This window comes from Billgrantia campisalis, assembly GCF_022341425.1.
Classification (GTDB): Bacteria; Pseudomonadota; Gammaproteobacteria; order Pseudomonadales; family Halomonadaceae; genus Halomonas; species Halomonas campisalis.
The window spans coordinates 64,489-91,479 of record NZ_JABFUC010000014.1; the positions used below are offsets into that span (position 1 = coordinate 64,489).

The 26,991-nt window shown below is 66.4% G+C and carries 25 protein-coding genes; 12 read left to right on the plus strand and 13 right to left on the minus strand.

The window, feature by feature from the left end; translation table 11 throughout:
* The first annotated feature begins 3 nt into the window (after nucleotides 1–3).
* Nucleotides 4–687 (plus strand): phosphate signaling complex PhoU family protein, encoded by a 684-nt coding sequence (locus HOP52_RS15895; RefSeq protein WP_238978390.1) that lies wholly within the window; start codon nucleotides 4–6, stop codon nucleotides 685–687.
* Here HOP52_RS15895 and HOP52_RS15900 read toward each other — a convergent pair.
* The 4 genes from HOP52_RS15900 to HOP52_RS15915 all read right to left on the minus strand — a co-directional run bounded on the left by HOP52_RS15900 (nucleotide 684) and on the right by HOP52_RS15915 (nucleotide 4,303).
* The gene (locus HOP52_RS15900) at nucleotides 684–2,417 is read right to left on the minus strand and encodes a M14 family metallopeptidase (protein ID WP_238978391.1); all 1,734 of its coding nucleotides are present in this window, start codon (nucleotides 2,415–2,417) and stop codon (nucleotides 684–686) included. The two genes, HOP52_RS15895 and HOP52_RS15900, sit on opposite strands and share 4 nt — an antisense overlap.
* 96 nt (nucleotides 2,418–2,513) lie before the next feature.
* A complete protein-coding gene (locus HOP52_RS15905) occupies nucleotides 2,514–3,419 on the minus strand; it encodes a complex I NDUFA9 subunit family protein (protein WP_238978392.1) in 906 nt (301 codons plus the stop codon).
* Between the two features lie 134 nt (nucleotides 3,420–3,553).
* On the minus strand, nucleotides 3,554–3,757 hold the full coding sequence (locus tag HOP52_RS15910; RefSeq protein WP_238978393.1) for a putative motility protein: 204 nt from the start codon (nucleotides 3,755–3,757) through the stop codon (nucleotides 3,554–3,556).
* Between the two features lie 72 nt (nucleotides 3,758–3,829).
* Complete coding sequence (locus HOP52_RS15915; protein WP_238978394.1) at nucleotides 3,830–4,303, minus strand: Lrp/AsnC family transcriptional regulator; 474 nt, start codon at nucleotides 4,301–4,303, stop codon at nucleotides 3,830–3,832.
* Nucleotides 4,304–4,448: 145 nt separating this feature from the next.
* On the opposite strand from HOP52_RS15915, the gene HOP52_RS15920 reads away from it, so the two are divergent.
* Complete coding sequence (locus tag HOP52_RS15920; RefSeq protein ID WP_238978395.1) at nucleotides 4,449–5,384, plus strand: DMT family transporter; 936 nt, start codon at nucleotides 4,449–4,451, stop codon at nucleotides 5,382–5,384.
* A gap of 37 nt (nucleotides 5,385–5,421) precedes the next feature.
* Here the strand turns inward: HOP52_RS15920 and HOP52_RS15925 are convergent, their stop codons facing one another.
* Nucleotides 5,422–6,462 carry a TAXI family TRAP transporter solute-binding subunit gene (locus tag HOP52_RS15925; protein WP_238978396.1) on the minus strand — a complete coding sequence of 347 codons (1,041 nt, stop codon included), beginning with the start codon at nucleotides 6,460–6,462 and terminating at the stop codon, nucleotides 5,422–5,424.
* Nucleotides 6,463–6,851: 389 nt separating this feature from the next.
* On the opposite strand from HOP52_RS15925, the gene HOP52_RS15930 reads away from it, so the two are divergent.
* From HOP52_RS15930 to HOP52_RS15965, 8 genes are all read left to right on the plus strand, one after another.
* Entirely contained in the window at nucleotides 6,852–8,435 is a 1,584-nt protein-coding gene (locus HOP52_RS15930) for a putative bifunctional diguanylate cyclase/phosphodiesterase (protein ID WP_238978397.1), read from the plus strand.
* A gap of 317 nt (nucleotides 8,436–8,752) precedes the next feature.
* Entirely contained in the window at nucleotides 8,753–9,217 is a 465-nt protein-coding gene (locus tag HOP52_RS15935; protein WP_238978398.1) for an SUF system Fe-S cluster assembly regulator, read from the plus strand.
* Between the two features lie 87 nt (nucleotides 9,218–9,304).
* Nucleotides 9,305–10,747: a Fe-S cluster assembly protein SufB gene (gene sufB / locus HOP52_RS15940; protein WP_238978399.1), complete on the plus strand. Its 1,443-nt coding sequence runs from the start codon at nucleotides 9,305–9,307 to the stop codon at nucleotides 10,745–10,747.
* A 190-nt stretch (nucleotides 10,748–10,937) separates the two neighbouring features.
* On the plus strand, nucleotides 10,938–11,690 hold the full coding sequence (gene sufC, locus HOP52_RS15945) for a Fe-S cluster assembly ATPase SufC (RefSeq protein WP_238978400.1): 753 nt from the start codon (nucleotides 10,938–10,940) through the stop codon (nucleotides 11,688–11,690).
* Nucleotides 11,687–13,051, plus strand: coding sequence for a Fe-S cluster assembly protein SufD (sufD, locus tag HOP52_RS15950; protein ID WP_238978401.1), 1,365 nt, complete (start codon nucleotides 11,687–11,689; stop codon nucleotides 13,049–13,051). The genes sufC and sufD overlap by 4 nt, the downstream gene beginning before the upstream one ends.
* A gap of 3 nt (nucleotides 13,052–13,054) precedes the next feature.
* On the plus strand, nucleotides 13,055–14,314 hold the full coding sequence (locus tag HOP52_RS15955; RefSeq protein ID WP_275298237.1) for a cysteine desulfurase: 1,260 nt from the start codon (nucleotides 13,055–13,057) through the stop codon (nucleotides 14,312–14,314).
* An 8-nt stretch (nucleotides 14,315–14,322) separates the two neighbouring features.
* Entirely contained in the window at nucleotides 14,323–14,895 is a 573-nt protein-coding gene (gene sufT, locus HOP52_RS15960; RefSeq protein WP_238978402.1) for a putative Fe-S cluster assembly protein SufT, read from the plus strand.
* A 20-nt stretch (nucleotides 14,896–14,915) separates the two neighbouring features.
* Entirely contained in the window at nucleotides 14,916–15,623 is a 708-nt protein-coding gene (locus HOP52_RS15965) for a SanA/YdcF family protein (protein ID WP_238978403.1), read from the plus strand.
* A gap of 19 nt (nucleotides 15,624–15,642) precedes the next feature.
* Here HOP52_RS15965 and HOP52_RS15970 read toward each other — a convergent pair whose 3' ends face one another.
* The 4 genes from HOP52_RS15970 to HOP52_RS15985 form a co-directional block, all read right to left on the minus strand.
* Nucleotides 15,643–16,086, minus strand: a complete 444-nt coding sequence (locus HOP52_RS15970; RefSeq protein ID WP_238978404.1) for a hypothetical protein — start codon at nucleotides 16,084–16,086, stop codon at nucleotides 15,643–15,645.
* A gap of 88 nt (nucleotides 16,087–16,174) precedes the next feature.
* The gene (gene rimK / locus HOP52_RS15975) at nucleotides 16,175–17,083 is read right to left on the minus strand and encodes a 30S ribosomal protein S6--L-glutamate ligase (RefSeq protein ID WP_238978405.1); all 909 of its coding nucleotides are present in this window, start codon (nucleotides 17,081–17,083) and stop codon (nucleotides 16,175–16,177) included.
* Nucleotides 17,084–17,118: 35 nt separating this feature from the next.
* Nucleotides 17,119–17,556, minus strand: a complete 438-nt coding sequence (locus tag HOP52_RS15980) for an ATP-dependent zinc protease family protein (RefSeq protein ID WP_238978406.1) — start codon at nucleotides 17,554–17,556, stop codon at nucleotides 17,119–17,121.
* 33 nt (nucleotides 17,557–17,589) lie between these two features.
* Nucleotides 17,590–18,624: a DUF3549 family protein gene (locus tag HOP52_RS15985; protein ID WP_238978407.1), complete on the minus strand. Its 1,035-nt coding sequence runs from the start codon at nucleotides 18,622–18,624 to the stop codon at nucleotides 17,590–17,592.
* 257 nt (nucleotides 18,625–18,881) lie between these two features.
* Here HOP52_RS15985 and HOP52_RS15990 point away from each other — a divergent pair, with 257 nt between their 5' ends.
* The gene (locus HOP52_RS15990) at nucleotides 18,882–19,214 is read left to right on the plus strand and encodes a YqcC family protein (protein ID WP_238978408.1); all 333 of its coding nucleotides are present in this window, start codon (nucleotides 18,882–18,884) and stop codon (nucleotides 19,212–19,214) included.
* A gap of 11 nt (nucleotides 19,215–19,225) precedes the next feature.
* On the plus strand, nucleotides 19,226–19,720 hold the full coding sequence (locus HOP52_RS15995; RefSeq protein WP_238978409.1) for a gamma-glutamylcyclotransferase family protein: 495 nt from the start codon (nucleotides 19,226–19,228) through the stop codon (nucleotides 19,718–19,720).
* A 26-nt stretch (nucleotides 19,721–19,746) separates the two neighbouring features.
* On the opposite strand, the gene putA is transcribed toward HOP52_RS15995, so the two are convergent.
* The 4 genes from putA to HOP52_RS16015 form a co-directional block, all read right to left on the minus strand.
* Nucleotides 19,747–23,412 (minus strand): bifunctional proline dehydrogenase/L-glutamate gamma-semialdehyde dehydrogenase PutA, encoded by a 3,666-nt coding sequence (putA, locus tag HOP52_RS16000; protein WP_238978410.1) that lies wholly within the window; start codon nucleotides 23,410–23,412, stop codon nucleotides 19,747–19,749.
* Nucleotides 23,413–23,501: 89 nt separating this feature from the next.
* Nucleotides 23,502–24,992, minus strand: coding sequence for a sodium/proline symporter PutP (gene putP, locus HOP52_RS16005; protein WP_238978411.1), 1,491 nt, complete (start codon nucleotides 24,990–24,992; stop codon nucleotides 23,502–23,504).
* A 499-nt stretch (nucleotides 24,993–25,491) separates the two neighbouring features.
* A complete protein-coding gene (locus HOP52_RS16010) occupies nucleotides 25,492–26,118 on the minus strand; it encodes an OmpW/AlkL family protein (protein WP_238978412.1) in 627 nt (208 codons plus the stop codon).
* A gap of 215 nt (nucleotides 26,119–26,333) precedes the next feature.
* Complete coding sequence (locus HOP52_RS16015) at nucleotides 26,334–26,918, minus strand: OmpW/AlkL family protein (protein ID WP_238978413.1); 585 nt, start codon at nucleotides 26,916–26,918, stop codon at nucleotides 26,334–26,336.
* Nucleotides 26,919–26,991 lie beyond the last annotated feature (73 nt).

Genomic DNA, 26,991 nt, shown 5'->3' on the forward strand with positions numbered 1-26,991 from the left:
CCCATGTTTCGACAGCTGTATAGTGCGCTCACCTCGGAGAACACCATCAACCTGGCCTTCGAGGATCTGACCGGCATGCTGGAGCACGGTGCCTGGATGTTTGCCCGGGCCAACGATGTGCTGCACAGCACCGCACCGGCGGACGAAGTGCGCCAGCCGCTCTATGACCGTGACCAAGCCATCAATGAGCTGGAACGCTCGATTCGCCGCAAGGTGCTGCGCTACCTCACCGTCAATCCCGGGCACGATGTGGCCATCTGCCTGGCGCTGATGAGCGTGGCCAAGGACGCCGAACGCATCGGCGACTACTGCAAGAATGTCTTCGAGGTGGGCCACTTCTACAGCGAAGGCTTCCATGTCCCGAAGTATCAGCGGCCGCTGGATGAGATGGCGGAGCAGATGACCGACATGTTCGACATGGTCATTACCGCCACCCGCGACTCCGACGAGGAGCAGGCGCGCCAGGCGCTTGCCCGGGCCGTCGAGGTGCGCCAGCGCTGCGATGGGCTGATCGAGGCGCTGTTCGCCGATGAGGGCCAGATCGAGTTCCATGAGGCCGTGGCCTACTCGCTGCTGGCCCGACACTACAAGCGCGTGGCGGGGCATCTTGCCAATATCGCCACCGCCGTGCTGGGGCGGCTGGAGGATCTGGACTTCTATCCCGACGAGGACGACCCGTCTCTCTAGCCGGGCGCCGCGCCGGGGACCCACAGCCGGTGAATCAGCTCCCCCAGCCTCGGGCTGCCAAAGCGTAGCGTGATTTCCCCTTCGCCCTGAATCAGCCAGCGCACGCAGGTGCGGTGGCTGCTGCCTCGAGAGCGCTGGAACCAGGGCATCTGGGAGGCCTCGCCCAGTCCTTGGCCCCAGCCCTCCAGGTGGCCGAGTCGCCGGTGCGCCTGGTCGGGGTGTATCAACCGGCAGCCCCTGGTAGCGGCGCGAGCCTCCAGGCCGGTGTTCCAGGGGCGGTCGCGGGCGGCATTGAGCCCGTAGCTGGGCAGGTAACCGTGATTGCCTAGCGTGACCGCCAGCTCCCAGTGTCTCTCGCCCAGCGGTGTCCAGTGTATCCCCTCTATGGTCAGGCGCGGCAGTAGTGAGGCGACGCGTAGCCAATAGGCGGCTAGGCCGTCGCAGATCGCCGGCAGGATCTCCGGAGGCGGGTTCCAGATGCCGATGGAGGGGGTAATCCCACCGACTTCCACCGCACCGAGCTGGGGATGGTCCAGGGGCCGCCAGGGCTGGAAGAGGCGTTGCTGGTTGTGGGCGGCATCCCACTGCGCCAGGTGCACCATATCGGTGCGCTCGAAGGCGGTGTAGTGGTCCACGAAGCGGCGGGGGCGCGGACGCCCCAGCCGCTGGAAGAGGTCCCAGAGTTCACAGACCACGGCGATGCAGCCCCGCTGATGGTAAGCGAACTCGGTCAGGTCGCCGTGCAGCGGCGTTTCCGGCTGATAGGTGAACTCCTCGTAGCTGCTGACGGTGGGGTAGCCGGCCAGCGACTGGCCCCAGGCGTCGAGTTGGCGATAGAGGGCCAGGTCCTGCTGGTCCATGCGGCTGTCCGGGGCGTCGATCCGTGGACGGATGAAGACGCCGCCGAAGGTGTGCAGGTTCAGCCAGGCATAGAGGTTGGGGTTGGCCAGGGCGAAGTCGATGACGGCCTTGGTTTCGGGCTCCGAGCCGGGGTAGTGGCCGGCGCCGAGCTGCTCGGGTTCGGGCTGCCAGCCCCATGGGAAATTGCGATTGAAATCCGGGGTATCCCGCAGCCAGTCCGGATCGGGAATCGTCTCGCCGTCCCACGCCTCGATGAGGCCTTCGGGGTAGAGTCGCCAGTAGGGAGGCGGGTCCTCGACCCGACGGGGCAGCATCAGGCCGGGAATGTCGGTCGATTCGACGAAATCGCCTGCCGGATCCTGAAGGCGCAGGTAGCGGCACAGGCCGTCACCGTCCAGGTCCTGGGGGCGCCAGCGCGGCGTGTCCGGGGCATCCGCGCTGCGCCGCGGGGCCGAGCGCACGAAGCCACCGTGGCGGATCACCTGTTCGGCGCCGTCCGGTGAGACGCGCGGGCAGACGTGGAAAAGCACGCCTTGCAAGAATTGGCGCAGGTGCTCGGGCAGGCCATGGGGCAGCGCGGCGGGTTCGCTGTGCAGGGCCAGCGCCGCTTCGGCCACGGCCAGGGCGACGTTGGAACCGGCCAGCTCCGTGCCGTGCATGTTGCCGTCAACCCAGACCGCGGGTCGGCGCCGCTCGGGCTCGGGGCCGATGGTCAGCACCCAGATGTCGCGTCCCTCGGGAGAGGTGCCGATACTCTGCAGGTGGGCCAGGTCAGGGTAGCTTCGGGCCCACTCCTGAAGTTGATGGGTCAGCGCCTCAAAGCTCAGATACTGGTGCCGAAAGCGGCCGTTGAGTATGTCCAGTTCCATCGCAATACCTCGGCGGTCGACGGCGTCGGGTCAAGGAGGCCTGGCTGCAGTATGGCGCAGTGTTCGCAATGGGGGGAGTCGAGACGGCCGGGTTCGTCACGACGCGGCCGGCAGGCACTCCGGCAGGCTATCGCGCAGGGCGCGTGGGGCGATACCCAGCTCGGCGAAGCTGCCGACTGCCTCGCTGACGCAGTTGTCCTGCTGCATCAGGAACACCTGATCGCGGGTCAGCGGTGGGTTGGGCAGCACTGAGGCGAGCAGTGCCAGCAGGTGCCATAGCGGAAAGGGGATTGGCAGCAGCGGGCGTTCCCGCTCCAGGTAGGCCAGCAGCAGGGCGAGGATGTCGCGATAGCGGATCACCTCGGGCCCGCCCAGCTCGAACAGTCGCCAGCGGGGCGGGTTGCCGCCCAGTAGTCGGACCACGGCGCGGGCCACATCCACCACATGGACCGGCTGCAGGCGGGTCTCGCCGCGGCCGAACAGCGGAATCACCGGCAGTCGGGCAAGCCCTGCCAGGGTGCCGAGGAAGGCGTCGCCGGGGCCGAACAGGACGCTGGGGCGCACGATGACCGCCTTGGGGAACCCCGCGATGACTTCTGCTTCCCCCTGGGCCCGGGCGCGCACATATGACGAGGGGGAGCGTGAATCGCTGCCGATGCCGGAAACATGCACCAGTTCCTCGACGCCGGCGTCCCTGGCCAGGCGGGCGAGCCGGCCGGCTCCCTCGACGTGAATGGCGTCGAAGCGCGCCTCGCGGCTCTGCACGTAGAGACTCACCGCGTTCACCACACCGCCGGCGCCGTCCAGGGCGTCGGCGACGCTGGCCTCATCACGGATGTCGGCGTGGATCAGCGACAGCGGGTCGCCCTCTTGGGCCCATGCCGGCAAGACGGGCCGTCGGGCGGCGATGCGCACCGCCTGGCCGGCATCCACCAGTTCATGAACGATGGCGCTACCGAGAAAGCCGGTGCCGCCGAACACCGTGATTGGGCCGCTGGGCATAGGGGTCTCCCGTCGAGGATGTCGCGAACCAGTCCAGGGGGTGGCGACCATTATGCCCGTTGTGACGGCTCGGGGTGAGCCCGGGAGGGAGAGGGGGAGAGCAAAGGGCCCGAGGCGAGTCGGGCCGAAGCGAGTCAGGCGTAGGTGTTGACCAGGGTGCCCAGGTTGCCTTCACTCGCCAGCTGCGGGTCGGCGGTGGCCGATTCCATCAGCGCGGTGACCTGATCCTTCTGGTTATCGAGTGCTTCCTTGAACACCTGCATCTGGGCCTGCTGGGCGGTCTGGGCCTGCTGGAGGACCAGGGACTGGCCCACGGCGCTGATGACGGCGGAATCCATGTCACGCCTCCTTGTCGATGAATGCTGCCCCAGCCTACCAAGCGGGTGTCGGCGGTTGCAAAGCCAGGCCGGTCAGCGGCTCGTCAGCGGCAGTGGACCGTTCTCCTTGACCGCGCGAATGGCGAAGCTGCTGTCCAAGGTGTTGACCATCGGCAGCTTCTGCAGGCGACGGACCCACTGCTCGTAGCCGCGCAGGTCGGCGCTCACCACCTGTAGCAGGTAGTCGAAGGCGCCGGAAACCGTGTGGCAGTTGATCACCTCCGGCATGGCGCGCACTGCGGCCTCGAACTGCTCGACCAGCGTGTCCTGGTGCTGACTGAGGCGCACCTGCACGAAGATAGAGATGCCGAGCCCCAGCTTTTCCTTGTCCAGCACGGCGCGGTACTGGGCGATCAGCCCCTCTTGTTCCAGGCGGCGGATACGCCGGGCGCACGGCGAGGGAGTGAGGCTGACCCGCTCTGCCAGTTCGGTAGTGGTCAGCCGGGCATCCCGCTGCAGGGCATCGAGCAGCTGGCGATCGATTCGGTCGAGGGGCGTGATGGACATGGAATGGCTCATAATGGCGAATCGATGAAGTTACTTGGCTCGTTCAGCCAAAAATCAGGTGAAGTCTGGGGGATTTTGCCCGCCCGCGCCAGTCGAGTTGGCGCACACTGGTGGCTCCTCATCCTTTCAGTCGAGCCTGTTGCCCATGACTCTCCGGACCCCGTCGCTCACCGATGTGCAGCCGCTGCTTTCCAGCCGCTCCCAGCGCCTGCTGGGTTATGGCGCCGCCCTGGGCATGGTGCTGATCTGGTCATCTTACTTCCTGTCGTTGCGCCACGGCGCGCTGTCGCCCATCGGGCAGTTGGACATGACGCTGTTTCGCTATGCGGTGCCAGGGCTGCTGCTGCTGCCGCTGCTGATCCAGCGCTGGTCGGCGATACGCCGGGTTCACCCTGTATGGCTGGCTGGCATGGTCCTGGGGGCGGGTCTGCCCTTCTTCCTGCTGGGGGCCATCGGCATGGGCTGGGCGCCGGTGGCTCAGGGCAGCACGCTGATTCCGGGCACCGCGCCGCTGTTCGTCACCCTGCTGGCGGTAGCGGTATTTCGCCAGCCGCTGTCGCGCTGGCGTCGTCTGGGGCTCTGTGCGGTACTGGCCGGCGTTCTCTGCCTGCTGTGGGGTGGCCAGGCCGAGGGTGCCGCCCTGGGGCGCGGCCAGGCGCTGTTTCTGGTGTGTAGTTTGCTGTGGGCGCTGTTCACCGTGTCGATGCGCCAGAGCGGGCTCAGCGCCCTGGAAGCGGCGGCCGTGGTGACCGTACCCAACGGCGCGCTCGCGGTGCTCTACCTGCTGGCGACCGCCACCCCCCTGACGCTGGGCAGCGTACCCGGCGATGAATGGCTGCTGCAGCTGCTGGTGCAGGGCGTGGCCGTGGGGCTGGGGTCGAGCTTTCTGTACGGCTTCGCCATTCGCCAGCTGGGTGCCGAGATCACCTCGTCGATCGGTTCGCTGACCCCGGTGTGTGCCACCCTGATGGCATGGCTGCTGCTGCAGGAAAGCATCACCGCCGCGACCGCCCTGGGCATGGCCCTGGTCAGTCTGGGGGTGGTTATTGCCAGCGGGCTGTTGCAGCGTTGGGCGAACTGAGCAAGGGCGGTTCTGGCACGGGCGGCAGGCGCTGGTGTTATGACTCCGGCGCCGCGGCTTCCTCCGCTTCCTCCGCTTCCTCCGCTTCCTCATCATCGTCCTCGATCCAGCCGCGCTCGCGGTAGTAGCGCAGCGCCCCCTCGTGGAGCGGCGCCGACAGTCCGTCGCGGATCATGCCCTCGGGTTCGAGCAGCGAATAGGCCGGATGGAAGCTGGTGAAGCGCTTGAAATTCTCGAAGACGCTGGACACCACCGCATAGACCTCGTCCGGGTCGCTGGCTTCGCTGGCGACCAGGGTGGCGCGCACGCCGAAGGTTTGCACCGCGGGCTGGTCGCGGGAGTAGACGCCGGCGGGAATCTCCGCGAGCGTGTAGTAGGGGGCGTCCTCGAGCAACGCGTCGACGTAGGGCCCCTCGACGCCGACGATGGCGGCATCGCACAGATCGATGGCCTGGCGGATGGAGAGGTCCGGATGGCCCACGGTGTAGACCATGGCATCGATGTTGCCGTGGCAGAGTTCCAGCGATTGTTGCTCGGCCGGCAGCTGATTGACCAGCGCGAAGTCGTCCAGCGTCCAGCCCTTGGCGGCCAACAGCTGCATCATGGTGGCGCGCTGCCCGGAGCCGGGGTTGCCGATGTTGACCGCCCGCTGCTCCAGGTCGTCGAAGCCCTGTATGCCGGCGTCACGGCGCACCACCAGGGTAAAGGGTTCGCTGTGCACCGAGAACAGCGAACGCAGCGAGGTATCGGGGCCTGCACCGGCAAAGCCCTCAATGCCCTCCACGGCATAGTACTGAAGGTCTGACTGGGCCAGGGCGATGGGGACGTCGCCGGCACGCACGGCCCGCAGGTTGGCCTCCGAGCCTTGCGAGGGCCGGGCCTGGCAGCGGACTTCCAGCAGGCGGCAGATCGACTGGCCGGTGAGGTGATACACCCCGGTGGGGCTGGCGGTAGCGATCACGATCGGATCGTTGGCCTGGGCGGCCGGCAGCAGCGGCAGGGCCAGTGCGATGAGGGTCAGGCCGCCGGCGAGGCGACCGACGCGGGGCAGTGGTTGCTTGACGTGGGCGTGACGCATGGTGCTCTCCCGCTGCGGCGATTCCGGTATTGGCTCCGGAGTCTGAGGTCAGTGTTGGCCACTCACGGCGCTATGTGCAAAGTCTAGCAGGTCGGTCAGCGCCGGACCGTAAGCGAAGTGATCATCGCCCTACCTAGAAGGGGGCTGTCGGACGCTGGCGTATTGTGCTCATTAGAAAAAAGTGTACTATAACGTTTAAGCACTTTGATGTTTGCTAATAGGGTGCTCGACCATCATCTTTGCAATAACCCTCTGCACCACCCGCTAGGAATGGAGGTCTCGTCATGAGTGGGGGGCTCAGAAGGCTGCAGCGTGAGCTGTTGTTTATCGCCCGCTGGAGAGCCTGGCCAACTCCCGCCAGGCACGCCTTGCGTGTCGCGGGGCTAGTGATGCTGCTGGCCGCCGGTGCCATGATTGTCTATCTCACCGGCGGCACGCGCTTTGCTTATCCCTACTTGATGCTGATCCCCGTGCTGCTGGCCGCGGCCTGGTACGGGCTGCCCGGGGCGCTTCTCACGGCGGTGGTGGCTGGGCTGCTGATGGCAGCCACTCCCTTGAACGTGCTCACCGGCGAACAGCAGGAACCCCTAAACTGGCTGATCCGACTGGCGCTTTATCTCCTCATCGGCGGTTTCGCCGGCTGGCTGTTCTCACGGCTGCTTCAGATCCATGCCGAGCGGGATGCGGCGGCGCGTACCGACCCGCGTGTCGGTCTGCCCAATCAGGTTGCCCTGGAGGAGGACCTGGCCGGACTGCTCGCCCGGATGCCGCGCCGCGACGGCAAGACTGTGGGGCTGATTTTGATCCGCATCTCCGATATCGGCGAGATTCTGGAGGCCATGGGGGCCGACGCGTCCGATGCCCTGATGATCGCCATGAGTCAGCGCCTCGGCCACCAGGAGTTGGTGCAAGGTATCTACCGTTTCAGTGGGGCGGAGCTGGTGGTGCTGCTATGGCCGATTGACCGCGACGGTCTGGAGCGTGTCGCCGAGCATTTGGTAGCCGCGGGCGAGGAGAACCTCACGGTGCAGGGCATCCCCATACGTGCCCAGCTGGTGCTGGGCAGCAGTATGCCGCTGGGCAAGGAGGCCGGACCCGGAGAGCTGATTCGTGAGGCGCGGATTGCGCTGCTGGCGGCTTCCGAAAAGCAGCGTTCTCACTGCCACTACTCTCCCGATTTCACGCGTCGAACGGTGGAAACCATCAAGCTGATCGCTCGAGTGCGGCGTGGGCTGGAGGCGGGGGAGTTCGAGCTGCACTATCAGCCCAAGCTGAGACTCTCGGATGGCCAGATCTGTGGCTGTGAGGGGCTGATCCGCTGGCGCGATGACAGGGGCGAGCTGATCTCCCCGGCTATGTTCATGCCCAAGGTGGAGAGCACCACCTTGATTGCCCCGGTCACCCGCTTCGTGATTCGAGAGGCTTGTCGGTATGCCGAGCGCTTCGGGGGCGCGGTCAGTATCAATGTCTCCGCTCACAATCTGCAGGATAAGGCCTTGCTTGGCTATCTCGAGTCGCTGGTGGAGCAGTCTGGTATACACCCGTGGCAGTTGGAGGTCGAGATCACCGAGACGGCGTTAATGCAGGATATGGTGGCTGCGAAGCAGGCGCTGGAGCGTATCCGCAGCTTTGGCATCGGCGTTAGCATTGACGACTTCGGCACCGGGTTCGCCTCCTTCGAGTATCTGCGTCATCTGCCGATTACCGGGTTGAAGATCGATCGCGCCTTCGTCAGCGGCCTGGAGGACGACGAGAGACTCCGCAAGCTGATGACCTGTCTGATCGACGTGGGGCATGCACTGGATCTGTTGGTCACTGCGGAAGGCGTGGAAACCCAGGCGCAGCATCGCATTCTACGTGAGCTGGGCTGTGATCAGGCCCAGGGCTTCCTGTACACCAAGGCCTTGCCGGCCGAAGAGTTGACCGCCTGGCGGCGAAGCCATGAGCAGCGCGCCGGTTCCATTCACTCGTGATGTATTCCACGCTTGCGGACGTCGCGCTTCCCTTGTTTAGCCTCTTCCCCTCTTGACCCACTTTGTTTTTTATCTCCCTGCTGCGTGGTGCTGTGTGTAACGCCCCACTGCGGTGGTCTCAGGCCATGCCAAGCCTGAGCGAAAGGTGAGAATGATTGTTATTTTTACTCTATTGGCGGTGAACGTGTCGCTATCCTGCCGCTTCCCGCAGGGAACCCGCCGCGGGGCTTCACATCGAAACCATACAGGACTAAAATGGTCCCCAATCGAACGCGAGGCCCTTGCGGGGCTCGTCGGTGAATCCTCTGGAGTCAGGCATGCTCAAGCTTTCCCGGCTGACCGACTATGCCGCGGTGGTGATGGCGCAGATCGCCCGCCACCCGCAGCAGCCCCACGCCGCGGCGGAACTGGCCGAGGCCGTGCAGCTGCCGCATCCCACGGTCTCCAAGACCTTGAAGATGCTGGTACGTGCCGGGCTGCTGGAGTCACGGCGAGGCGCCCAGGGGGGCTATTCGCTGGCGCGACCGGCATCGCACATCACGGCGCGGGACATCATTACCGCCATCGAGGGGCCGGTGGCGATGACCGAATGCAGTCATGCCGACGGCGACTGCGACCTGGCCAGCGTGTGCGGTGTGGCCGACAACTGGCAGCGGGTGTCGCTGGCGATTCGCACCCTGCTCGACAGCGTGACCCTGGCCCACCTGGCCGACACCGCGCCGATCAAGCTGCCGGTCCAGCTGCCCATACAGAGCATTAGCCTGGCCTCCGACACGGCCTGAGGCATCGCGACCCGGTTCCCATACGAATCATCATCACCCAGGCGAGCCCGGCGTTCGCCAGCCCAACCGCCCGGGAGGGGAGACATCATGGCAAGTCAGGAAATGGAACAGCTCGTCCGTCGCGACTACAAGGAAGGCTTCGTGACCGACATCGAGAGCGATACGGTTCCGCCCGGTCTCGACGAGAGCACCATCGCCTTCATCTCCAACAAGAAGGGTGAGCCGGAGTGGATGCTGGAGTGGCGCCTCAAGGCCTACCATCAGTGGCTGAAGATGACGCCGCCCTCCTGGGCGCACCTCGACTATCCGCCCATCGACTACCAGGCGATCTCCTACTATAGCGCGCCCAAGCGCCCCGAGGATCGCCCCCAGAGCCTCGACGAGGTCGACCCCAAGCTGCTCGAGACCTACGAGAAGCTGGGCATTCCGCTGCATGAGCGGGCGGCGCTGGCCGGCGTGGCTGTCGATGCGGTCTTCGACTCCGTCTCGGTGACCACCACCTTCAAGGAGAAGCTCCACGAGGCGGGGGTGATCTTCTGCTCCATCTCCGAGGCGATCCGCGAGCACCCCGAGCTGGTCAAGCAGTACCTGGGCACCGTGGTGCCTCAGGGCGACAACTACTTCGCGGCGCTCAACTCGGCGGTGTTTACCGACGGCTCCTTCGTCTTCGTGCCGGAAGGCGTGACCTGCCCGATGGAGCTGTCTACTTACTTCCGCATCAACGCCGCCAACACCGGCCAGTTCGAGCGCACCCTGATCATCTGCGAGAGCCGTGCCCAGGTCTCCTATCTAGAGGGCTGCACCGCGCCGATGCGCGACGAGAACCAGCTGCATGCCGCGGTGGTGGAGCTGGTGGCCCTGGACGACGCCTACATCAAGTACTCCACGGTACAGAACTGGTATCCCGGCGACGAGAACGGCAAGGGCGGCATCTACAACTTCGTCACCAAGCGCGGCGACTGCCGCGGCGACCGCTCGCGGATCAGCTGGACCCAGGTCGAGACCGGCTCGGCGATCACCTGGAAGTATCCCTCCTGCGTGCTGCGCGGCAAGCAGAGCGTCGGCGAGTTCTACTCGGTGGCGGTGACCAACGGCCGCCAGCAGGCCGACACCGGCACCAAGATGATCCATATCGGCGAGGGGACCCGCTCCTACATCGTCTCCAAGGGGATCTCCGCGGGCAGGAGCAACCAGTCCTACCGCGGCCTGGTCAAGGTCGGGCCGCGGGCCAAGGGCGCGCGCAACTTCACCCAGTGCGATTCGCTGCTGATTGGCGATACCTGCGGCGCTCACACCTTTCCCTATCAGGAGATCGGCAACAGCAGCGCCACCGTGGAGCACGAGGCGACCACCTCGAAGATCGGTGAGGACCAGCTGTTCTATTGCCAGAGCCGCGGTATCTCCGAGGAGGACGCGGTGAGCATGATCGTCAACGGCTTCTGCAAGGACGTCTTCCAGGAGCTGCCCATGGAGTTCGCCGTCGAGGCCGAGGCGCTGCTCAATGTCACCCTCGAAGGCGCCGTTGGCTAGGCGCTATTGCGCTCGGTCACTCTGCGTTGGAGGCCCTCCTCGGCATGCTCATTGAGCAGCAGTCAACTCCGCTGCACTCGTCGGGCCTCCGCCTTGATTGACCGTCGCTCATCACGCGCCTAGGGCGTTGAGGAAAGCATTCATTTTTTGGGTCGCCACGGCGGCTCACCAAGATCAAAAGGTAGTCAAGATGCTCGAAGTCAAGGATCTGCACGTCACCGTCGAGGGCCAGGAAATCCTCAAGGGCCTGAGCCTGACCATCAAGGCCGGTGAAGTTCACGCCATCATGGGCCCCAACGGGGCCGGCAAGTCCACCCTGTCGGCGGTGATCGCCGGCAAGGACGGCTACGAGGTGACCCAGGGCACGATCACCTTCGAGGGCCAGGACGTGCTGGAGATGGAGGTCGAGGAGCGGGCCCGGGCCGGCCTGCTGCTGGGCTTCCAGTACCCGGTGGAGATCCCCGGGGTCAAGAACATCTACCTGCTCAAGGCCGCCCTCAACGCCCAGCGCGAGGCGCGCGGCGAGGGCGAGATCCCGGCGCCGGAGTTCATGAAGCTGATCAAGTCCCGGATCGCCGAGATGAAGATGGATGCCAGCTTCCTGCAGCGCGCCGTCAACGAGGGCTTCTCCGGCGGCGAGAAGAAGCGCAACGAGATCCTGCAGATGCTGGTGCTGCAGCCCCGGCTCGCCATGCTCGACGAGATCGACTCCGGGCTCGACATCGACGCCATGCGCGTGGTCGCCGACGGCGTGAACAGCCTGCGCGCCGAGGATCGCGGCATTCTGCTGGTGACCCACTACCAGCGCCTGCTTGACTACATCGTGCCCGACAAGGTTCACGTGCTGGTCGACGGCCGCATCGTCAAGAGCGGTGACGCCGAGCTGGCCAAGGAGCTGGAATCCCGCGGCTACGACTGGGTCCTGGAGGAGTCCGCGGCATGAGCGATGTTCAGACCTTTCTCGATCGCCTGGCCGAGCGCACCGAGACGCGTCGCCAGGCCCACGGGCCAGAGCCGACCTGGATCGCCGCCCGGCGTCAGGCGGGCGCCGCCCGCTTCGAGGCGCTGGGGTTTCCGACCCGTCGCGTCGAGGAGTGGAAGTACACCGACGTGCGCCCCATCGCTGGCGGCGACTTCGCGCTGGCCGAGACGGCCGATTTCTCGCCGGCCGCGGCGGCGGCGCTGACGCTGCCCCTCGATGCGCATCGGCTGACCTTCGTCGACGGGGTGTTCTCCGCCGAGCTGTCGCAGCTCGATGGCCTGCCCGCCGGGGTTGCGCTGCTGCCGCTCTCCCAGGCGCTGGACGAGAATCACGAGGCCGTGGGCGGCCCGCTGGGTCGGCTGACCGGGGTGGAGTTCTCGCCCTTCGCGGCGCTCAACACCGCCTTCATGGAGGAGGGGGCCCTGCTGCGGCTGGCGCCGCGGACCGTGGTGGACAAGCCGATCATCCTGCAGTTCCTGTCCCGGGCGGGTGAGACGCCGGTGATGAGCCATCCGCGCATCCTGGTGGAGGCCGGTTCGCGCAGCCAGGCGACGGTGATCGAGCATCATCTGGGCGAGGCGGATGCCGCCAACTTCACCAACCTGGTGGAGGAGATCATCCTCGACCGCGGCGCGAACCTCACCCACTATAAGCTGCAGGAGGCGCCCCTTGGCGATCTCCACGTGGCCAGCATCCACGTGGAGCAGGGCCGCGACAGCCGCTATACCTCGTTCAACCTGAACCTGGGGGGCGGCTTGGTGCGCAACGACCTGGTCACCGACTTGAACGGCGAGGGCGCCGAGGCGAACTTCAACGGCCTGTTCTTCGGCCAGGGCCGCCAGCACGTGGACAACCATACCCTGGCCAACCACAACGCGCCGCATACCTACTCCAATGAGACCTACAAGGGCATTCTCGATGACCGCGCCCGCGGCGTGTTCAACGGCAAGGTGATCGTCAAGCGCGACAGCCAGAAGATCGAGGCCTATCAGAGCAACGCCAACCTGCTGCTCTCCGACCGCGCCGAGATCGACACCAAGCCCGAGCTCGAGATCTACGCCGATGACGTCAAGTGCTCCCACGGTGCCACCACCGGTCAGCTCGACGAAGAGGCGGTGTTCGCGCTGCGTACCCGCGGTCTCGATGAGCAGACGGCCCGCGGTCTGCTGACCCTGGCCTTCGCCGGCGAGGTGATGGAGCAGGTGGCGCTGGACGCCGTGGCCGAGCGGGTAGAGCTCGCGGTGGCGGGCAAGCTGCCCGAGCGCTTCAATCTGGCCGGGCTGGTGGAAACCGCCGTGGCCCTGCACGAAGACGAGGAGTAAGCCATGACCGAGCTGGCCACCCAAGGCGTGATCGACACCCGAGTCCTGGACGTGGCCGGGGTGCGGGCGGACTTTCCGATCCTCGAGCGGCGGGTGCACGGCAAGCCGCTGGTGTATCTCGACAACGCCGCCACCAGCCAGACGCCGCGCCAGGTGATCGAGACGCTCAGCGACTACTACAGCCGCTACAACGCCAACATTCACCGCGGCCTGCACACCCTGGCCGACGAGGCCACGGCAGCCTTCGAGGGCACCCGGGAAACGGTGCGCGGCTTTATCAATGCCGCCGAGCCGCGCGAGATCGTCTTCACCCGCGGCACCACCGAGGCGATCAACCTGGTGGCCAACAGCTGGGGCCGGGCCAACCTCGAGGCCGGTGACGAGGTGCTGGTCTCGCTGCTGGAGCATCACTCCAACATCGTGCCCTGGCAGCTGCTGGCCGACCAGTTGGGCATCGTGGTCAAGGTGATTCCGGTGGATGAGCGCGGCGTGCTCGACATGGAGGCCTATCGCGCCCTGTTCACCGAGCGCACCCGGCTGGTGGCGGTCAACCATGTTTCCAACGCCTTCGGCACGGTCAACCCGGTGCGTGAGATGGCCACCATCGCCCATGCTCACGGCGCGCGGATCCTGGTGGACGGCGCCCAGGCCGCGCCGCACCAGCGGGTCGATGTGCGCGAGATCGACGCCGACTTCTACGCCTTTTCGGGGCACAAGGTCTATGGCCCCACCGGGGTCGGTGTGCTCTACGGCAAGGCGGCGCTGCTCGAGGCGATGCCCCCCTGGCAGGGCGGCGGCGAGATGATCAAGACGGTCTCCTTCGAGGCGCCCACCACCTTCGCGGGTATTCCCCACAAGTTCGAGGCGGGGACCCCGGCCATCGCCGAGGTGATCGCCCTCGGGCGTGCCCTGGAGTGGGTCGGCGGCGTGGGGCTCGAGGCGATTGGCGCCTGGGAGGCGCGGCTGCTGGCCCATGCCACCGCGGCGGTGTCGCGTATCGATGGGCTGCGCATCCTGGGCACGGCGCCGGACAAGGCAGGGGTGCTGTCGTTCGTGGTCGACGGGGCCCACTCCCAGGACATCGGCCTGCTCATCGACCAGTTGGGGGTGGCGATCCGCACCGGCCACCACTGCGCTCAGCCGCTGCTGACCCAGTTCGGCGTGGATGCCACCTGCCGGGCCTCCTTCGCCGCCTACAACACCCTGGAAGAAGTCGATGTCTTTGTTGAGGCGTTGGAGCGGGTGATTGGGATGGTGAGGTAAGGAGCGATATGGACACTACCGAGCAGATTTCCGGGCTGCAGAAGGGGCAGACCCTGCCGCTGCAGCGCGACGTGGCGGCCATCTCCATTCCTTTCGGCAAGACCGTCACCCTGCCCGAGGACAGCGTTGTCAGCGTGATGCAGGCCAAGGGCAGCACGGTGAGCGTGGGCTTCGAGGGCCGGCTCTATCTCATCGAGGGCGCCAACCTGGATGCCCTGGGGCTCGAGGCGCTGCCGCGGCCGACCCTGCCCGAGGATGCCACGGAGGAGCAGATCGAGCAGTTCGTCTGGGACCAGCTGCGTACCTGCTTCGATCCGGAGATTCCGGTCAATATCGTCGACCTGGGGCTGGTCTACGGCTGTCGCATCGAGCGGCTGATCTCGGGCGAGCGCATCGTCACCATCCGTATGACGCTGACCGCCCCGGGCTGCGGCATGGGCGATGTGATCGCCGCCGACGCCCGCAACAAGATCCTCGGTGCACCGCAGATCAGCCAGGTTCATACCGAGATTGTCTTCGACCCGCCCTGGAGTCGTGAGATGATGAGCGATGAAGCAAAGCTGGAACTCGGTATGTTCTAGCTCCTCCAGCGGGGACGGGGGTGCGTGCGGTGGCGTGGAAATTCTTGAAGGCGGTGTTGATGGCGCTGGGGGCTTGCCTGCTCCTGGCGTCGCTGCTGTTCGTGGGGGCCAACCTCTGGGTGCTGGGCCAGACGCAAGGGCGCATCGTGCACGAGCTGCCGCTGTGCGGCCCGGATCGGGTGGGGATCGTCTTCGGCACCTCGCACTGGACACGCAGTGGCGTGCGCAACCCCCACTTCGAGGCGCGCATGAGCGCGGCCTCGCGGCTGATTCGCATGGGGCGGGTCGAGCACCTGCTGCTCTCCGGCGACAACCGCACGCGCTACTATAACGAGCCGGTGACCATGTGGCGCGACCTGCGCGGGCGCCAGGTGCGCGACGAGGATATGACCCTGGACTACGCGGGTTTCAGCACCTTCGATACCCTGGTCCGGGCGCGGGATGTCTTCGGCGTGGAGCGGGCGCTGCTGGTAACCCAGGCCTGGCATCTGCCGCGGGCGCTGTTCATCGCCGATGCGCTGGGCCTGGAGGTCACCGGCTGCGCCGCTCCGGCCCGCCCGGTGGCGGGGCTGTGGCGGCTGCAGGCGCGGGAGTGGGTGGCCCGGGTGGCGACCCTTGGTGACCTTTACCTGTGGGGCCGGGAGCCCTACTTCCTAGGGCCGCTGGAGCCTCTGGAGATCGCCCCCCAGGCGTGGCAGCTGCCGGTCGAGGCGCCGCTGGCCGACTAACCGGCAAGGGGCGCGCCGATCAGCGCTGGCGCTGCTTCTGCTGCCGGTAGAGTTCGCGGATCAGCGCCCGGCACTCCTGCCAGCACTGCTCCACAGTGGGCTCCAGGGCGTCGGGGAGGGGGTGGGTGAGCAGGGTGGCAAGCGCCTGCATCAGCACCCGTTCCTGCTCGAGAAGCTCGCCGATGACCACCTGGCTCTCGTTGCCGACGAAGCTCTTTAGCCGGCTCCACAGCCACATGTAGTCGTCGCGCTCGACGTCGGCATCCCGCGGCAGCAGGTTGAGATGACGGCGGGCCTGCTCCCCGAGCTGGCGCATTGCCTTGGCGCGGGCCTCGTAGTGGGGCTTGAGGGCTTCGCGCAGGGACGGTCGCAGGCGCTCCAGATTGTCCTGAAAGTAATCGATACTGTCGGCCAGCGCTTCCAGTACGCTGTCCATCGCCACCTGGCGATTGTCGAGAAACATGAGTGGTCACCTCCTCCGGTGACGCCGATTGTGGGGGGGGCGACACGCTTTTGCCACCCCCTCCGGCAATTATTTCGTCGCAGGCGGCTCAGCCCTTCGGCTTGGGCGGCGTCTTGCGCGAGGCGCCGGCATTCTTTTCGATGTGTTCGATGATCATGCCGGCGATATCCTTGCCGGTGGCGGCCTCGATGCCCTGCAGGCCCGGCGAGGAGTTGACCTCCATGATCACCGGGCCATGGTTGGCGCGCAGCAGATCGACGCCGGCCACCCGCAGGCCCATGGCCTTGGCGGCGCGGATCGCCGTGGAGCGCTCCTCCGGGGTGATGCGGATCACGCTGGCGCTGCCGCCGCGGTGCAGGTTGGAGCGGAACTCGCCCTCGGCGGCCTGGCGTTTCATGGCGGCCACTACCTTGTCGCCGATCACGAAGCAGCGGATATCGGCGCCTTTCGCTTCCTTGATGTACTCCTGGACCATGATGTTGGCCTTCATGCCCATGAAGGCCTGGATCACCGATTCCGCCGCCTGGTTGGTCTCGGCCAGCACCACGCCGATGCCCTGGGTGCCTTCCAGCAGCTTGATGACCAGCGGTGCGCCCTTGACCATGGTGATCAGGTCGGGGATATCGTCGGGCGAGTGGGCGAAGCCGGTGATCGGCAGGCCCAGTCCCTTGCGCGACAGCAGTTGCAGCGAGCGCAGCTTGTCCCGGGAGCGGGTGATGGCCACCGAGTCGTTGATCACGTAGGTACCCGACATCTCGAACTGGCGCAGCACCGCGCAGCCGTAGAAGGTGACCGAGGCGCCGATGCGCGGAATCACCGCGTCGAAGTGCTCGATCTCCTTGCCCTTGTAGTGGATCGACGGGTGATGGGAGACGATGCTCATGTAGCAGCGCAGGGTGTCCACCACCCGGGCGGTATGGCCCCGTTGCTCGGCGGCTTCCACCAGCCGGCGGGTGGAATAGAGGTTGCGATTGCGGGACAGCAGCGCGATGTGCATCTAGGGCTCCGGTTGTCTGGGTGCCGGGGAAGGGGTCAGGGTTCGCCGTGCAGGAAGGCGGTGCCGGGGGCCACCAGCAGCCGACGCAGGGCGCGGCGGCCGAGCAGCATGGGGTGGCGCATGCTGCGTCGGTCGGCCAGGGAGAGTTCCACCATCATCTCGAGCCCGCCCAGCTGCATGGGGGTGCGAATCACGTAGCGCCACTCCGCCTGGCCGTTGGAGCTGGTCACGCGCCGGCGGTCGTGCAGGTGCATGCGGTAGACGTGGGGCGCCGTGCTGGGTCCGCCGCTGCGGGTGGTGAAGCTGACCCACAGGTGGCCCTCCTCCTCGAAGGCTTCGATATCCTCGGCGTGCAGCGCGGAGGTGCGAGCGCCGGTATCGGCCTTGCAGCACAGCGTCAGGCCCAGCGCCGGCAGGGCGACCATTTCGCGACGGCCGATCACGGCCTTGGGGGTATAGGGCAGTTCCTTCATGGCATCGATTCCTGTGTGGTTACCCTAATGGCATCACTCGGCTTGTCGCGTCAGCTCGCGAAGCCGCTTGCCGATGGCGGAGTCGGCGTCGGCTTCGTGCAGCGCCATCAGCACCGGCAGGCGCAGTCGCGGTATCAGCGCCAGGTCGCGTGCCACGGCGGCGAAGTCGGCCCGGGGCTCTTCGGCCAGCCGGGCCAGGTAACGTGTCAGGCGCTCGGCGTGTTCCAGGTGGGACCAGCCGCGGCCGGCGATGGCGGCCAGCAGGTCGGGGCCGCCGGCATGGGGGTCGTCCAACAGCCTGTCGAACCAGTCGCCGGCGATGGCATCTGAGGCACCGCCCAGGGCGCGCACGCAGGCGCAGAAGCTCTCGATATCGCCCCGGGCGGCGGCCTGCTCGCCCCGCGACCGCAGGGCGTGGGCCAATTCATCCGGCACCTCGACATGCTCCAGACAGTAGCACAGCGAGGTGAGCACCTGGTCGGGCAGCTCGCCCAGCCGCTCGGCCAGCGCCTGGCTGCGTTCGGCGTCCAGGCGCACCGCGAAGTCGGCCAGCCCCTGCAGCCCCAGCGCCTGCCAGTCCAGCGTCTGCTGTCCGCTGAGGTAGTCCTCCACCGGCTCCAGGTGCTGGCTGGCCGGTAGTCCCATGTCGTATCGGGCGCGGGCGTGAAGCATGGCCTGGAAGGGCAGCGAGGGCGTGAAGGCCAGCGGGTTGTCCTGCATCAGGTTGTCGATGGCGCCGTCGTCGGGCTGCCCGACCCGCTGCACGCCGCGTCCCAGGGTCTCCAGCAGCCGCTGCAGGAAGGCGTCGCGGGGTGCCGCCACCAGCTGGCCCTGCTCGTCAAGCGGCAGTGCCAGGAACCAGATCACCGGCTCGGGCATGTCGCCCAGCCGAAATACCAGCCCTAGGCGCGCCTGACCCTGCCAGGGTGCGGGCCAGGGATGGTCGCCCGCCTCGAAGCCTGCCAGGGTTGCCAGGGCGAAGGGCTCGACCCGGCGGCCCAGGTGATAGGCGCGGACCTCGGCGCCGGTGCGGACGAAGAATTCGTGAAGGGTAAGGATTGGCTGCATGTCGGCTCCCTCGCTTGAGGGTGCACTCTACCGTGGTCGCCGGGGGCTTGTCAGCCACCCGCGGCGCCTGCCCGCTGTCGCGATTGGTCATGAAATGATCGTCTCGCCCAGACGCCCCTGACATGGGGGCTCGGCATGATTTTCCAGAGATTATCCACAGGCTCATGCAGTCTATCTGTGTACAGAGCGGCGCCGGCGGGGTGGCCAGCGGCGCAGTGCAACGGGATAATGGAGGTCAATGCTAGCGAGGTGTGGATATGACGGTTCACGAGGAGCTCGATGTGGCGCTGAGGCGGCTCGAGGCGACCCTGAAGGCGACCGATATGTGGCGCATGGAGCGCCCCGATGCCGAGGCGTTCGACAGCCAGCAGCCGTTCTGCATCGATACCATGACGCCGCTGCAGTGGCTACGCTTCGTGTTCATTGCCCGGCTCGATGCCCTCATCGAGGTGCGCGGCCCGATGCCGGCGAAGTGCGACGTGGCCCCGGCGATGGAGGCCTACCTGGTCCAGCGGGGCGTGCGCGCCAGAGACCGGCTGCTGATCGCCAAGGCGGTCGAGGAAGTGGACAGGCTGATAACCGAGAATTGAGCGGGAGGCCCATGCCCTACTATTTTGCCTACGGCAGCAACATGAACCCGGCCCGGGTCGAGGCGCGTATCGGCGCCACGCGTCGCGTGGTGCCGGGCGTGCTGCACGACCATGCGCTGCGCTTCGACAAGGCGTCGCGAGTGGCCGGTATCGCCCATGCCAATGTGGCCCCGACGCCCGGTGAGCGGGTCGAGGGGGCACTCTTCGAGCTGCTGCGCCCCGAGCAGATTCAGCTGATGGACCCCTTCGAGGGCTATCCCCATGAGTATGACCGCCATCGGCTGGCGGTGGTCACTCCCGAGGGGGCCATCGAGGCCTGGATCTACATCGCCGCCCCCGGTACCACCGCCGGGTCGTTGAAGCCCGCACGGGAATATCTGGCCCATCTGCTGGCCGGCCGGCCCTTCCATAGCCCGGCCTACCATGCGCGGCTGGCCGCCGTGGAGGCGGTAACCGGCCTCGATGAGGCCGCCCTGGTCAGCTTGGGGCTTTCCCGACATAACTGACCCTTTTTCGGGACCCTCCACAGACGCTAGACAGCCGTCGCCAGCAGGCTGGCGTTCCCGCCGGCGGCGGTGGTGTCGATGCACAGGTGGCGCTCCACGACGTAGCGTTCTGGCGCGATGGTCTGGGTCTCCAGCGACACGATGGGGCCGTCGCGGCGGGCCAGCGCGATCCGCAACTCGCGGGTCCAGTCGCTGGCGCCGGCCGCGGCCACCGCCGCGATGCCGTTGACCGCGCTCAGCGTCTCAGCTGTGACGCTGCCGTCCAGTGCGGCGACGGGCGCCCCGGCTTCACTCAGCGGCTGCACGGCCTGGGCGGCACCGGGCGCGACCAGCACCGCGGCACAGCCCGCACCGAGGGCCTGTACCGCCTGGGCGATGGCGATCTCGAGGGTCGGCCCCAGGCACAGTACCGGGCCCTTCGGATACTGCGACAGTCGGTTGCTCTCCCCCGTCGGCCCCGGCAGCGTCTGCGGCGTCATGTCCAGCGCCGCGGTCTCGGCAAGGGCCTTGCGGATCACGCCGCCCTTGCCGGAAAGCGCCCTGCGCAGCACCTCGACCCGATCGCGCCGCGCCGCCCAGTTGCGCGCGTCGAGCCCGTCGAGGGCCGACTGGAGATCCCCGAGCGTCACGGCATCCCCCTTCGGCGCCTCGTGTTGCTCGGCGGCGGCGGTGCGACGGAAGCGGTTGACGTAGAGCGGACCGCCCGCCTTGGGGCCGGTGCCCGAGAGCCCCTCGCCGCCGAAGGGCTGGGAGCCGACGATGGCGCCGATCTGGTTGCGGTTGACGTAGATATTGCCGACATGAATGCGCTCGACGATCTGCTGCACCCGGTCGTCGATGCGGGTATGCAGGCCGAAGGTCAGCCCGTAGCCCCGGTCATTGATGGCGTCGACCACCTTGTCGATGTCCCGCGCCTTGAAGGTGGCCACGTGCAGCACCGGGCCGAAGATCTCGCGCTCGAGATCCTCGATGCCCCCCACCTCGACCACGGCCGGGGTGACGAAGGTGCCGACGTCCGGCGCGGGCAGCGTCTTGATCACCTTGCCGGCCTTCTGCTGTGCCGCCACATAGGCCGTGATATCGGCCTGGGCCTCGGCGTCGATCACCGGTGAGACGTCGGTGTCGGTATTCCAGGGGTCGCCGATGGTGAGCGCGTCCATGGCGCCATCGAGCATCGTCAGCAGCCGCTCTCGCGCCTCCTCCTGCACGTAGAGCATTCTCAGCGCCGAGCAGCGCTGCCCGGCCGACTGGAAGGAGGAGATCAGGATGTCGCGCACCGCCTGCTCGGTCAGCGCCGTGGAGTCCACGATCATGGCATTCAGCCCGCCGGTTTCGGCGATCAGCACCGCATCCGGCCCCGCGTTCTGCGCCAGGGCCTTGTGGATGATCTGCGCCACCTCGGTCGAGCCGGTGAAGCAGACCCCGGCGATCCGCGGATCGCTGGTCAAGGGCCCGCCCACCGTCGGGCCGTCGCCGGGCAGCAGCTGCAGCGCCGCCTCGGGCAGGCCGGCCTCGCGCATCAGCTCGACGGCTCGCGCGGCGATCAGCGGCGTCTGCTCGGCGGGCTTGGCGAGCACCGCGTTGCCCGCCGCCAGTGCCGCGGCGATCTGGCCGGTGAAGATGGCCAGCGGAAAGTTCCAGGGGCTGATGCAGACGAAGAGGCCGCGGGCGCTGCCGGGCGCTTCCGCCTCCAGCCGCTCGCCCTCATTGGCGTAGTAGCGCAGGAAATCCACCGCCTCGCGCACCTCGGCGATGCCATCGAACATCATCTTGCCGGCCTCGCGGGTGGCGATCACGGTCAGCTCGGCGATGTGCTCCTCATAGAGGTCGGCGGTGCGGCGCAGCACCTCGGCCCGCTCGGCCGCAGGCCGCGCCGACCAGTCGCGGAAACCCTCCTCGGCGGCGTCGAGAGCGGCCGTCACCTCGTCCCCGGTCGCCTCATGCACCTGGCCCACCACCCGCGAACCGTCGGCGGGGGAGAGGGCATCGCGGCCCGGTCCCTGGGGTGCCGGGCTTCCCGCCAGCATGGGCCCGGCGGTCCAGGTGGTGTCGGCGAATGCCTCCCGCGCCGCCAGCAGCGGCAGGATCGAGGCGGGCTCGTTGATCCGGTAGCCGCGGGAGTTCTTGCGCTCGGGGGCGAACAGCTCGCCGGGCTGGCGAATCATGGGGCTGGCGATGGCGTCGCCAAGCCGCTGCAGCTCGGCCACCGGGTCCTTGGAGACCTCGCTTGGGGGGATCGAGTCGTCCACCACCTGGTTCACGAAGGAGGAGTTCGCCCCGTTCTCCAGCAGGCGGCGGACCAGGTAGGCCAGCAGGTCACGGTGCGCGCCGACCGGGGCGTAGATGCGGCAGTGGGTGCCCTCCGACTGCTTGACGATGTGGTGCAGCGACTCGCCCATGCCATGCAGGCGCTGGAACTCGTAACTCTCCTTGTCGTCGCCGGCCATGGCGACGACGGCGGCGCAGGTATGGGCGTTGTGGGTGGCGAACTGGGGGTAGATGCGGTCACGCCGGTCGAGGAGCAGCTGCGCGCAGGCCATGTAGCTGACATCGGTGTTGACCTTGCGGGTGAAGACCGGGAAGGTCTCGACGCCCATTTCCTGGGCCAGCTTGATCTCGGTGTCCCAGTAGGCGCCCTTGACCAGCCGCACCATGATCTTGCGGTCGAGCCGCTCGGCCAGCTCGTAGAGCGCCTCGATCACCGGCCCGGCGCGGCGCCCATAGGCCTGCACCACGACCCCGAAGCCGTCCCAGCCGGCGAGCTCGGGGTCGTCCAGCAGCGCCTCGATCACGTCCAGCGACAGGTCCAGGCGGTCCTGCTCTTCGGCGTCGATGTTGAAGCCGATATTGGCCTTGGCCGCCTGCTGCACCAGCTCCCGTGCGCGGGGCACCAGGGTCTCCAGCACCGTGTCGCGGTGGGTGTATTCGTAGCGCGGATGCAGCGCCGAGAGCTTGACCGAGATGCCGGGGCTGCCCCGCACGTCGCCCTTGGCCTGCTTGGCGATGGCGGTGATCGCCTTGGCGTAGGCCTGGTGGTAGCGCAGCGCATCGTCGTCGGTGCGCGCCGCTTCGCCCAGCATGTCGTAGGAGTAGGTGTAGCCCTGCTTCTCGAGCTCGCGGGCATTCTTCATGCCCTCCTCGATGGTCTGGCCGAGTACGAACTGGCGCCCGAGGATCCGCATCGACTGGGCCACCGCTTTACGCACCACCGGCTCGCCCATCCGGCGCACCAGGCCGCGCAGCGCCCGCACCGGGCCCTTGGGATCGTCCTCCAGCACCTTGCCGGTCAGCATCAGTGCCCAGGTCGAGGCGTTGACCATTGATGACGACGACTTGCCCAGGTGCGCGCCCCAGTCGGACGGTTCGATCTTGTCGTGGATCAGGTCATCGATGGTCTCCGCATCGGGCACGCGTAGCAGCGCCTCGGCCAGGCACATCAGGCCGACGCCCTCGGCGGTCGAGAGCCCATACTCGGCCAAAAACGCCTCCATCATCGAGGGGGAGGTCTCCTTGCGCACCCGTTCCACATAGTGGGCACCGGCATCGGCCACCTTGCGGCGCTCCTCTTCCGAGAGTCCGATACGCTCGACCAGCCCATGCAGCACCGCTGCCTCATCGGCCGCATAGTGTTCGCGGATGCGCGCCCGAGCCTCGCTCACGTCGCTATTCAGATGGAGCTTTGCCTTGTTCATGGTCGATCTCCCTGGATAACCGGTACGCAGCGTCGATGCGCCGCCTGGAAGGGCTCCCGCAGGAGCCCTCCCACTACGTTGAGTTTCTGTTAGCGGGTGATGTGCTGATATTCACCGGCATCGGCAGTCACGCTGCTCACCACCAGGATGGCGATAAAGGAGGCGATGAAGCCAGGAATGATCTCGTAAACGCCGGGACCGCCCATGAACTCTGCGTTCCAGCCCAGCGTAATCCAGATCATGACGGTGACGGCACCCGTCACCATGCCCGCAATGGCGCCGGCGCCGTTGGTGCGTGGCCACATCAGCGAGAGGATAATCAGCGGGCCAAATGCCGCACCGAAGCCTGCCCAGGCGTTACTGACCAGCCCCAGCACCTGGGAATCCTCGTCAGACGCAATGACGGCTGCCACCAGGCCAACCAGTACGACACAAACCCGGCCTATGGCGACGGTCTCCTTCTCCGATGCCTCTTTACGCAGGAAGAGGCGATAGAAGTCCTCGGTCAGTGACGAAGACGACACCAGAAGCTGGCTGGAGATGGTACTCATGATCGCCGCCAGGAGAGCCGCGTAGAGGAAGCCTGTAATCAGCGGATGGAACAGCAGGTTCGCCAGGACGATGAAGATGGTTTCCGGATCCTGGATATCCAACCCATTGCGGACTGCGTAGGCCCGGCCGAAAATGCCCAGGGAGATCGCGCCGATCAGGGAGATGGCCATCCAGCCCATGCCGATGTTACGGGCAACAGGCACATCCTTCAGCGTGCGGATGGCCATGAAGCGCACGATGATATGCGGCTGCCCGAAATAGCCCAGCCCCCAAGTCACCGCAGAGAGCCACCCGACGAAGGTCAGTCCCGCCGTCCACGAGAGTAGGGTGGGGTCGACTTCGTTCAGGGTCTGTGACGCCTGGGCGAAACCGCCGCCGCCTTCGCCAAAGAGCACAACCGCCGGCATGATCACCAGTGCCAGCATCATGATGCAGCCCTGCACGAAGTCCGTCAGGCTCACGGCCAGGAAACCGCCTACCACTGTATAGATCAGCACGACGCCAAGCGTGATGATGACCCCCATGGCGTAGTCACTCATCCCACCGAAGTTATAAATGCCGGAAAACGCGCTCTCGAACAGCTTGCCGCCTGCCACCAGGCCGGACGCCGTGTAGACCGCGAAGAAGACAACGATGACGATGGCGGATACCGTTCTCAGCGACATTGATCGGGTCGGGAAGCGGTTTGCCAGGAATTCCGGAATGGTGATGGCGTTACCATAGTGAACCGTCTGTTCACGTAGGCGTGGTGCGACCAGCGTCCAATTCAGGAACGCGCCCACCAGCAGGCCGATACCGATCCAGGCCGAGCCCAAGCCAGACACGAATAGTGCCCCGGGCAAGCCCAGGAGCAACCAGCCGCTCATATCCGACGCCCCGGCCGAAAGGGCTGCCACCTGTGGACTGAGGGCTCGGCCCCCCAGCATGTAATCTTCGGATGAAGAGGTGGCTTTGCGCATGGCATAAACGCCGATGGCGATCATGAGCGCAAAGTAACCAACCAGACTGATCCAGACGCCAGTAGCCATGAAATTTCTCCAGTTCGTCAGGGCGGAGCTAGCTCCGGCCGATTAGCGCGCTTACCGTGTAGAACCCGGTATTGGCACGGTCTTATTTTTGTTGACTATGTCTTCCATGTACGCCAAAAGGCGCTACCGCCCGTGATGCCAGCCTCCCAAGTCCCTACCTCATGGCTACCTCCTGTCGTTCCCAAATGCCAGGTGCCAACAGCGATGCACTACCTGAGCCGGCTGCTGTATCGATCCACGCTTCCACTTGCAAAGCGTAGCAGGGAATTCGGGCCGTCGGCCTTAGGCCCAGTATTCGATGGACTGATACCACCCTCGGAGAGCCGACGCAGGGCCCCATGACCGCATCGCCCCAGCAGCTCTCCTTTCGGCTCATGGGGGCCAGGCGCCGGGACTATTCCGACGCTCGACGCTCGACGGTCGACGCTCGCCGCGCGGCACTCCCTTGCAACGCAAAAAGGCCCGCCGGTGGCGGGCCTTGTCATGGCGTGCTGGTCGATTAGAAGCGGTAGCTGATGCCGGCCATAAAGGCCCAGGGGTCGATGCTCACCTTGCCCAGATCGTTTCCGTCCAGGCTGGCATCGGTGTCGATATCGATATACCAGGCGGCGGCGTTGAGGGCCCAGCTGTCGTCGAGCAGCACGTCCAGGCCCAACTGCCCGGCGGCGCCCCAGGAGCTGCTCAGGTTCAGGTCGCCCAAATCACTGGATTCACTAAAAAAGGTAGTGTAGTTCAGGCCGATGCCGGCGTAGGGCTGCAGCATGGCATCGCTGCCGCCCAGCGGGTAGTACTGCACGGTCACCGTCGGCGGCAGGTGCTTGGTGGAGGCCAGGGTGTCGCCGTTGAGCTTGATGTCGTGCTCGAAGGGCAGCGCGGCCAGCAGTTCGATACCGATCTTGTCGTGGACGCGGTAGCCGAAGGTAAAGCCCAGGGTGGTGTCGCTGCGCACGTCGACGTCGATGGCGCCGTCGGCGAGGGTGCCGTTGTTGCTCTTGGGGTTGACGTGGGCGACGCCGACTCGGGTGAAGAAGTCGCCTTCGCCGTAGGCCATGACCTGGGCGCTGGTGGTGATGGCCGCGGCGGCAAGGCCTGTGGCGAGCAGGGTGGGAAGGGCGATCTTGCGCATGGGCGACTCCTTGTCGGTACGCATATTGGCGATAGCGGCGCGAGCCGCAAAGGTGATAGCGCAATCCTACCCAGCTTATGGCGATGAATTCTTGATCCAGCGCAATAGTTGCATTCGACAACAAAAGTGGCATTTATAATGCTTGTTATGCCGTTTCTACCTACGAAAACGCCGGACCCAAGGGCCCGGCGATATGCAAGCAGGTTCGCTGCGAATCAGAAGCGGAAGGTCACACCGCCGCCGATGGTCAGCGGGTCCACCTTGGCCCTGCCGATTCGGTCGCCGTCTACGGAGAGGCGAGACTCCACGTCGGCGTAGTTGGCGAAGCCGTTGAGCAGGAAATGATCGGTGACCGCCAGGTCGACGCCCAGCTGGCCGACGGCGCCGTAGCTGCGCCGCGCATTGATGCCTGTCGGCTCGCCGGAGAAGCGAGTGTAGTTGAGGCCGGCACCGGCATAGGGCTGCACGCGAGAATCGAGCCCCCCCAGCGGGTAGTAGTTGACCATCAGATTGACCGGCATACGGTCGATGGTTTCGCCACCATCGATGGTGTGCTCGATCTTCTCGGAGCTGTTCAGCTCGATGCCGACGTTGTCGTGGAACAGGTAGCCGGCGCCAAAGGTAAAGCCCGTTTCCCCGCTGCTGATGGTATCGAGCACGCCGTTGTCGGAGCGAGTGTCGGTCTTGGCGAAGCCACCGCGTACGAAGGTGTCGCCGGCGCTATAGGCCAGAGCGACCTGGCTGGCGAAGAGACAGCCGGCGGCGATCATGGCGGTGGGAATCAGTCGGTTAGCTCTCATCAGGGGAATCCTCCAGGTTGGGGACGTGACGAGTCGAGTGGGGCCGGATGATGCATGCCGGCTGCATTGGACA

Excerpts from the sequence above, each read along its gene's own strand:
- HOP52_RS15895 (WP_238978390.1), top strand. The coding sequence starts at position 4 with ATGTTTCGACAGCTGTATAGTGCGCTCACCTCGGAGAACACCATCAAC.
- HOP52_RS15900 (WP_238978391.1), bottom strand. The coding sequence starts at position 2,417 with ATGGAACTGGACATACTCAACGGCCGCTTTCGGCACCAGTATCTGAGC.
- HOP52_RS15905 (WP_238978392.1), bottom strand. The coding sequence starts at position 3,419 with ATGCCCAGCGGCCCAATCACGGTGTTCGGCGGCACCGGCTTTCTCGGT.
- HOP52_RS15910 (WP_238978393.1), bottom strand. The coding sequence starts at position 3,757 with ATGGATTCCGCCGTCATCAGCGCCGTGGGCCAGTCCCTGGTCCTCCAG.
- HOP52_RS15915 (WP_238978394.1), bottom strand. The coding sequence starts at position 4,303 with ATGTCCATCACGCCCCTCGACCGAATCGATCGCCAGCTGCTCGATGCC.
- HOP52_RS15920 (WP_238978395.1), top strand. The coding sequence starts at position 4,449 with ATGACTCTCCGGACCCCGTCGCTCACCGATGTGCAGCCGCTGCTTTCC.
- HOP52_RS15925 (WP_238978396.1), bottom strand. The coding sequence starts at position 6,462 with ATGCGTCACGCCCACGTCAAGCAACCACTGCCCCGCGTCGGTCGCCTC.
- HOP52_RS15930 (WP_238978397.1), top strand. The coding sequence starts at position 6,852 with ATGCTGCTGGCCGCCGGTGCCATGATTGTCTATCTCACCGGCGGCACG.
- HOP52_RS15935 (WP_238978398.1), top strand. The coding sequence starts at position 8,753 with ATGCTCAAGCTTTCCCGGCTGACCGACTATGCCGCGGTGGTGATGGCG.
- sufB (WP_238978399.1), top strand. The coding sequence starts at position 9,305 with ATGGCAAGTCAGGAAATGGAACAGCTCGTCCGTCGCGACTACAAGGAA.
- sufC (WP_238978400.1), top strand. The coding sequence starts at position 10,938 with ATGCTCGAAGTCAAGGATCTGCACGTCACCGTCGAGGGCCAGGAAATC.
- sufD (WP_238978401.1), top strand. The coding sequence starts at position 11,687 with ATGAGCGATGTTCAGACCTTTCTCGATCGCCTGGCCGAGCGCACCGAG.
- HOP52_RS15955 (WP_275298237.1), top strand. The coding sequence starts at position 13,055 with ATGACCGAGCTGGCCACCCAAGGCGTGATCGACACCCGAGTCCTGGAC.
- sufT (WP_238978402.1), top strand. The coding sequence starts at position 14,323 with ATGGACACTACCGAGCAGATTTCCGGGCTGCAGAAGGGGCAGACCCTG.
- HOP52_RS15970 (WP_238978404.1), bottom strand. The coding sequence starts at position 16,086 with ATGTTTCTCGACAATCGCCAGGTGGCGATGGACAGCGTACTGGAAGCG.
- rimK (WP_238978405.1), bottom strand. The coding sequence starts at position 17,083 with ATGCACATCGCGCTGCTGTCCCGCAATCGCAACCTCTATTCCACCCGC.
- HOP52_RS15980 (WP_238978406.1), bottom strand. The coding sequence starts at position 17,556 with ATGAAGGAACTGCCCTATACCCCCAAGGCCGTGATCGGCCGTCGCGAA.
- HOP52_RS15985 (WP_238978407.1), bottom strand. The coding sequence starts at position 18,624 with ATGCAGCCAATCCTTACCCTTCACGAATTCTTCGTCCGCACCGGCGCC.
- HOP52_RS15990 (WP_238978408.1), top strand. The coding sequence starts at position 18,882 with ATGACGGTTCACGAGGAGCTCGATGTGGCGCTGAGGCGGCTCGAGGCG.
- HOP52_RS15995 (WP_238978409.1), top strand. The coding sequence starts at position 19,226 with ATGCCCTACTATTTTGCCTACGGCAGCAACATGAACCCGGCCCGGGTC.
- putA (WP_238978410.1), bottom strand. The coding sequence starts at position 23,412 with ATGAACAAGGCAAAGCTCCATCTGAATAGCGACGTGAGCGAGGCTCGG.
- putP (WP_238978411.1), bottom strand. The coding sequence starts at position 24,992 with ATGGCTACTGGCGTCTGGATCAGTCTGGTTGGTTACTTTGCGCTCATG.
- HOP52_RS16010 (WP_238978412.1), bottom strand. The coding sequence starts at position 26,118 with ATGCGCAAGATCGCCCTTCCCACCCTGCTCGCCACAGGCCTTGCCGCC.
- HOP52_RS16015 (WP_238978413.1), bottom strand. The coding sequence starts at position 26,918 with ATGAGAGCTAACCGACTGATTCCCACCGCCATGATCGCCGCCGGCTGT.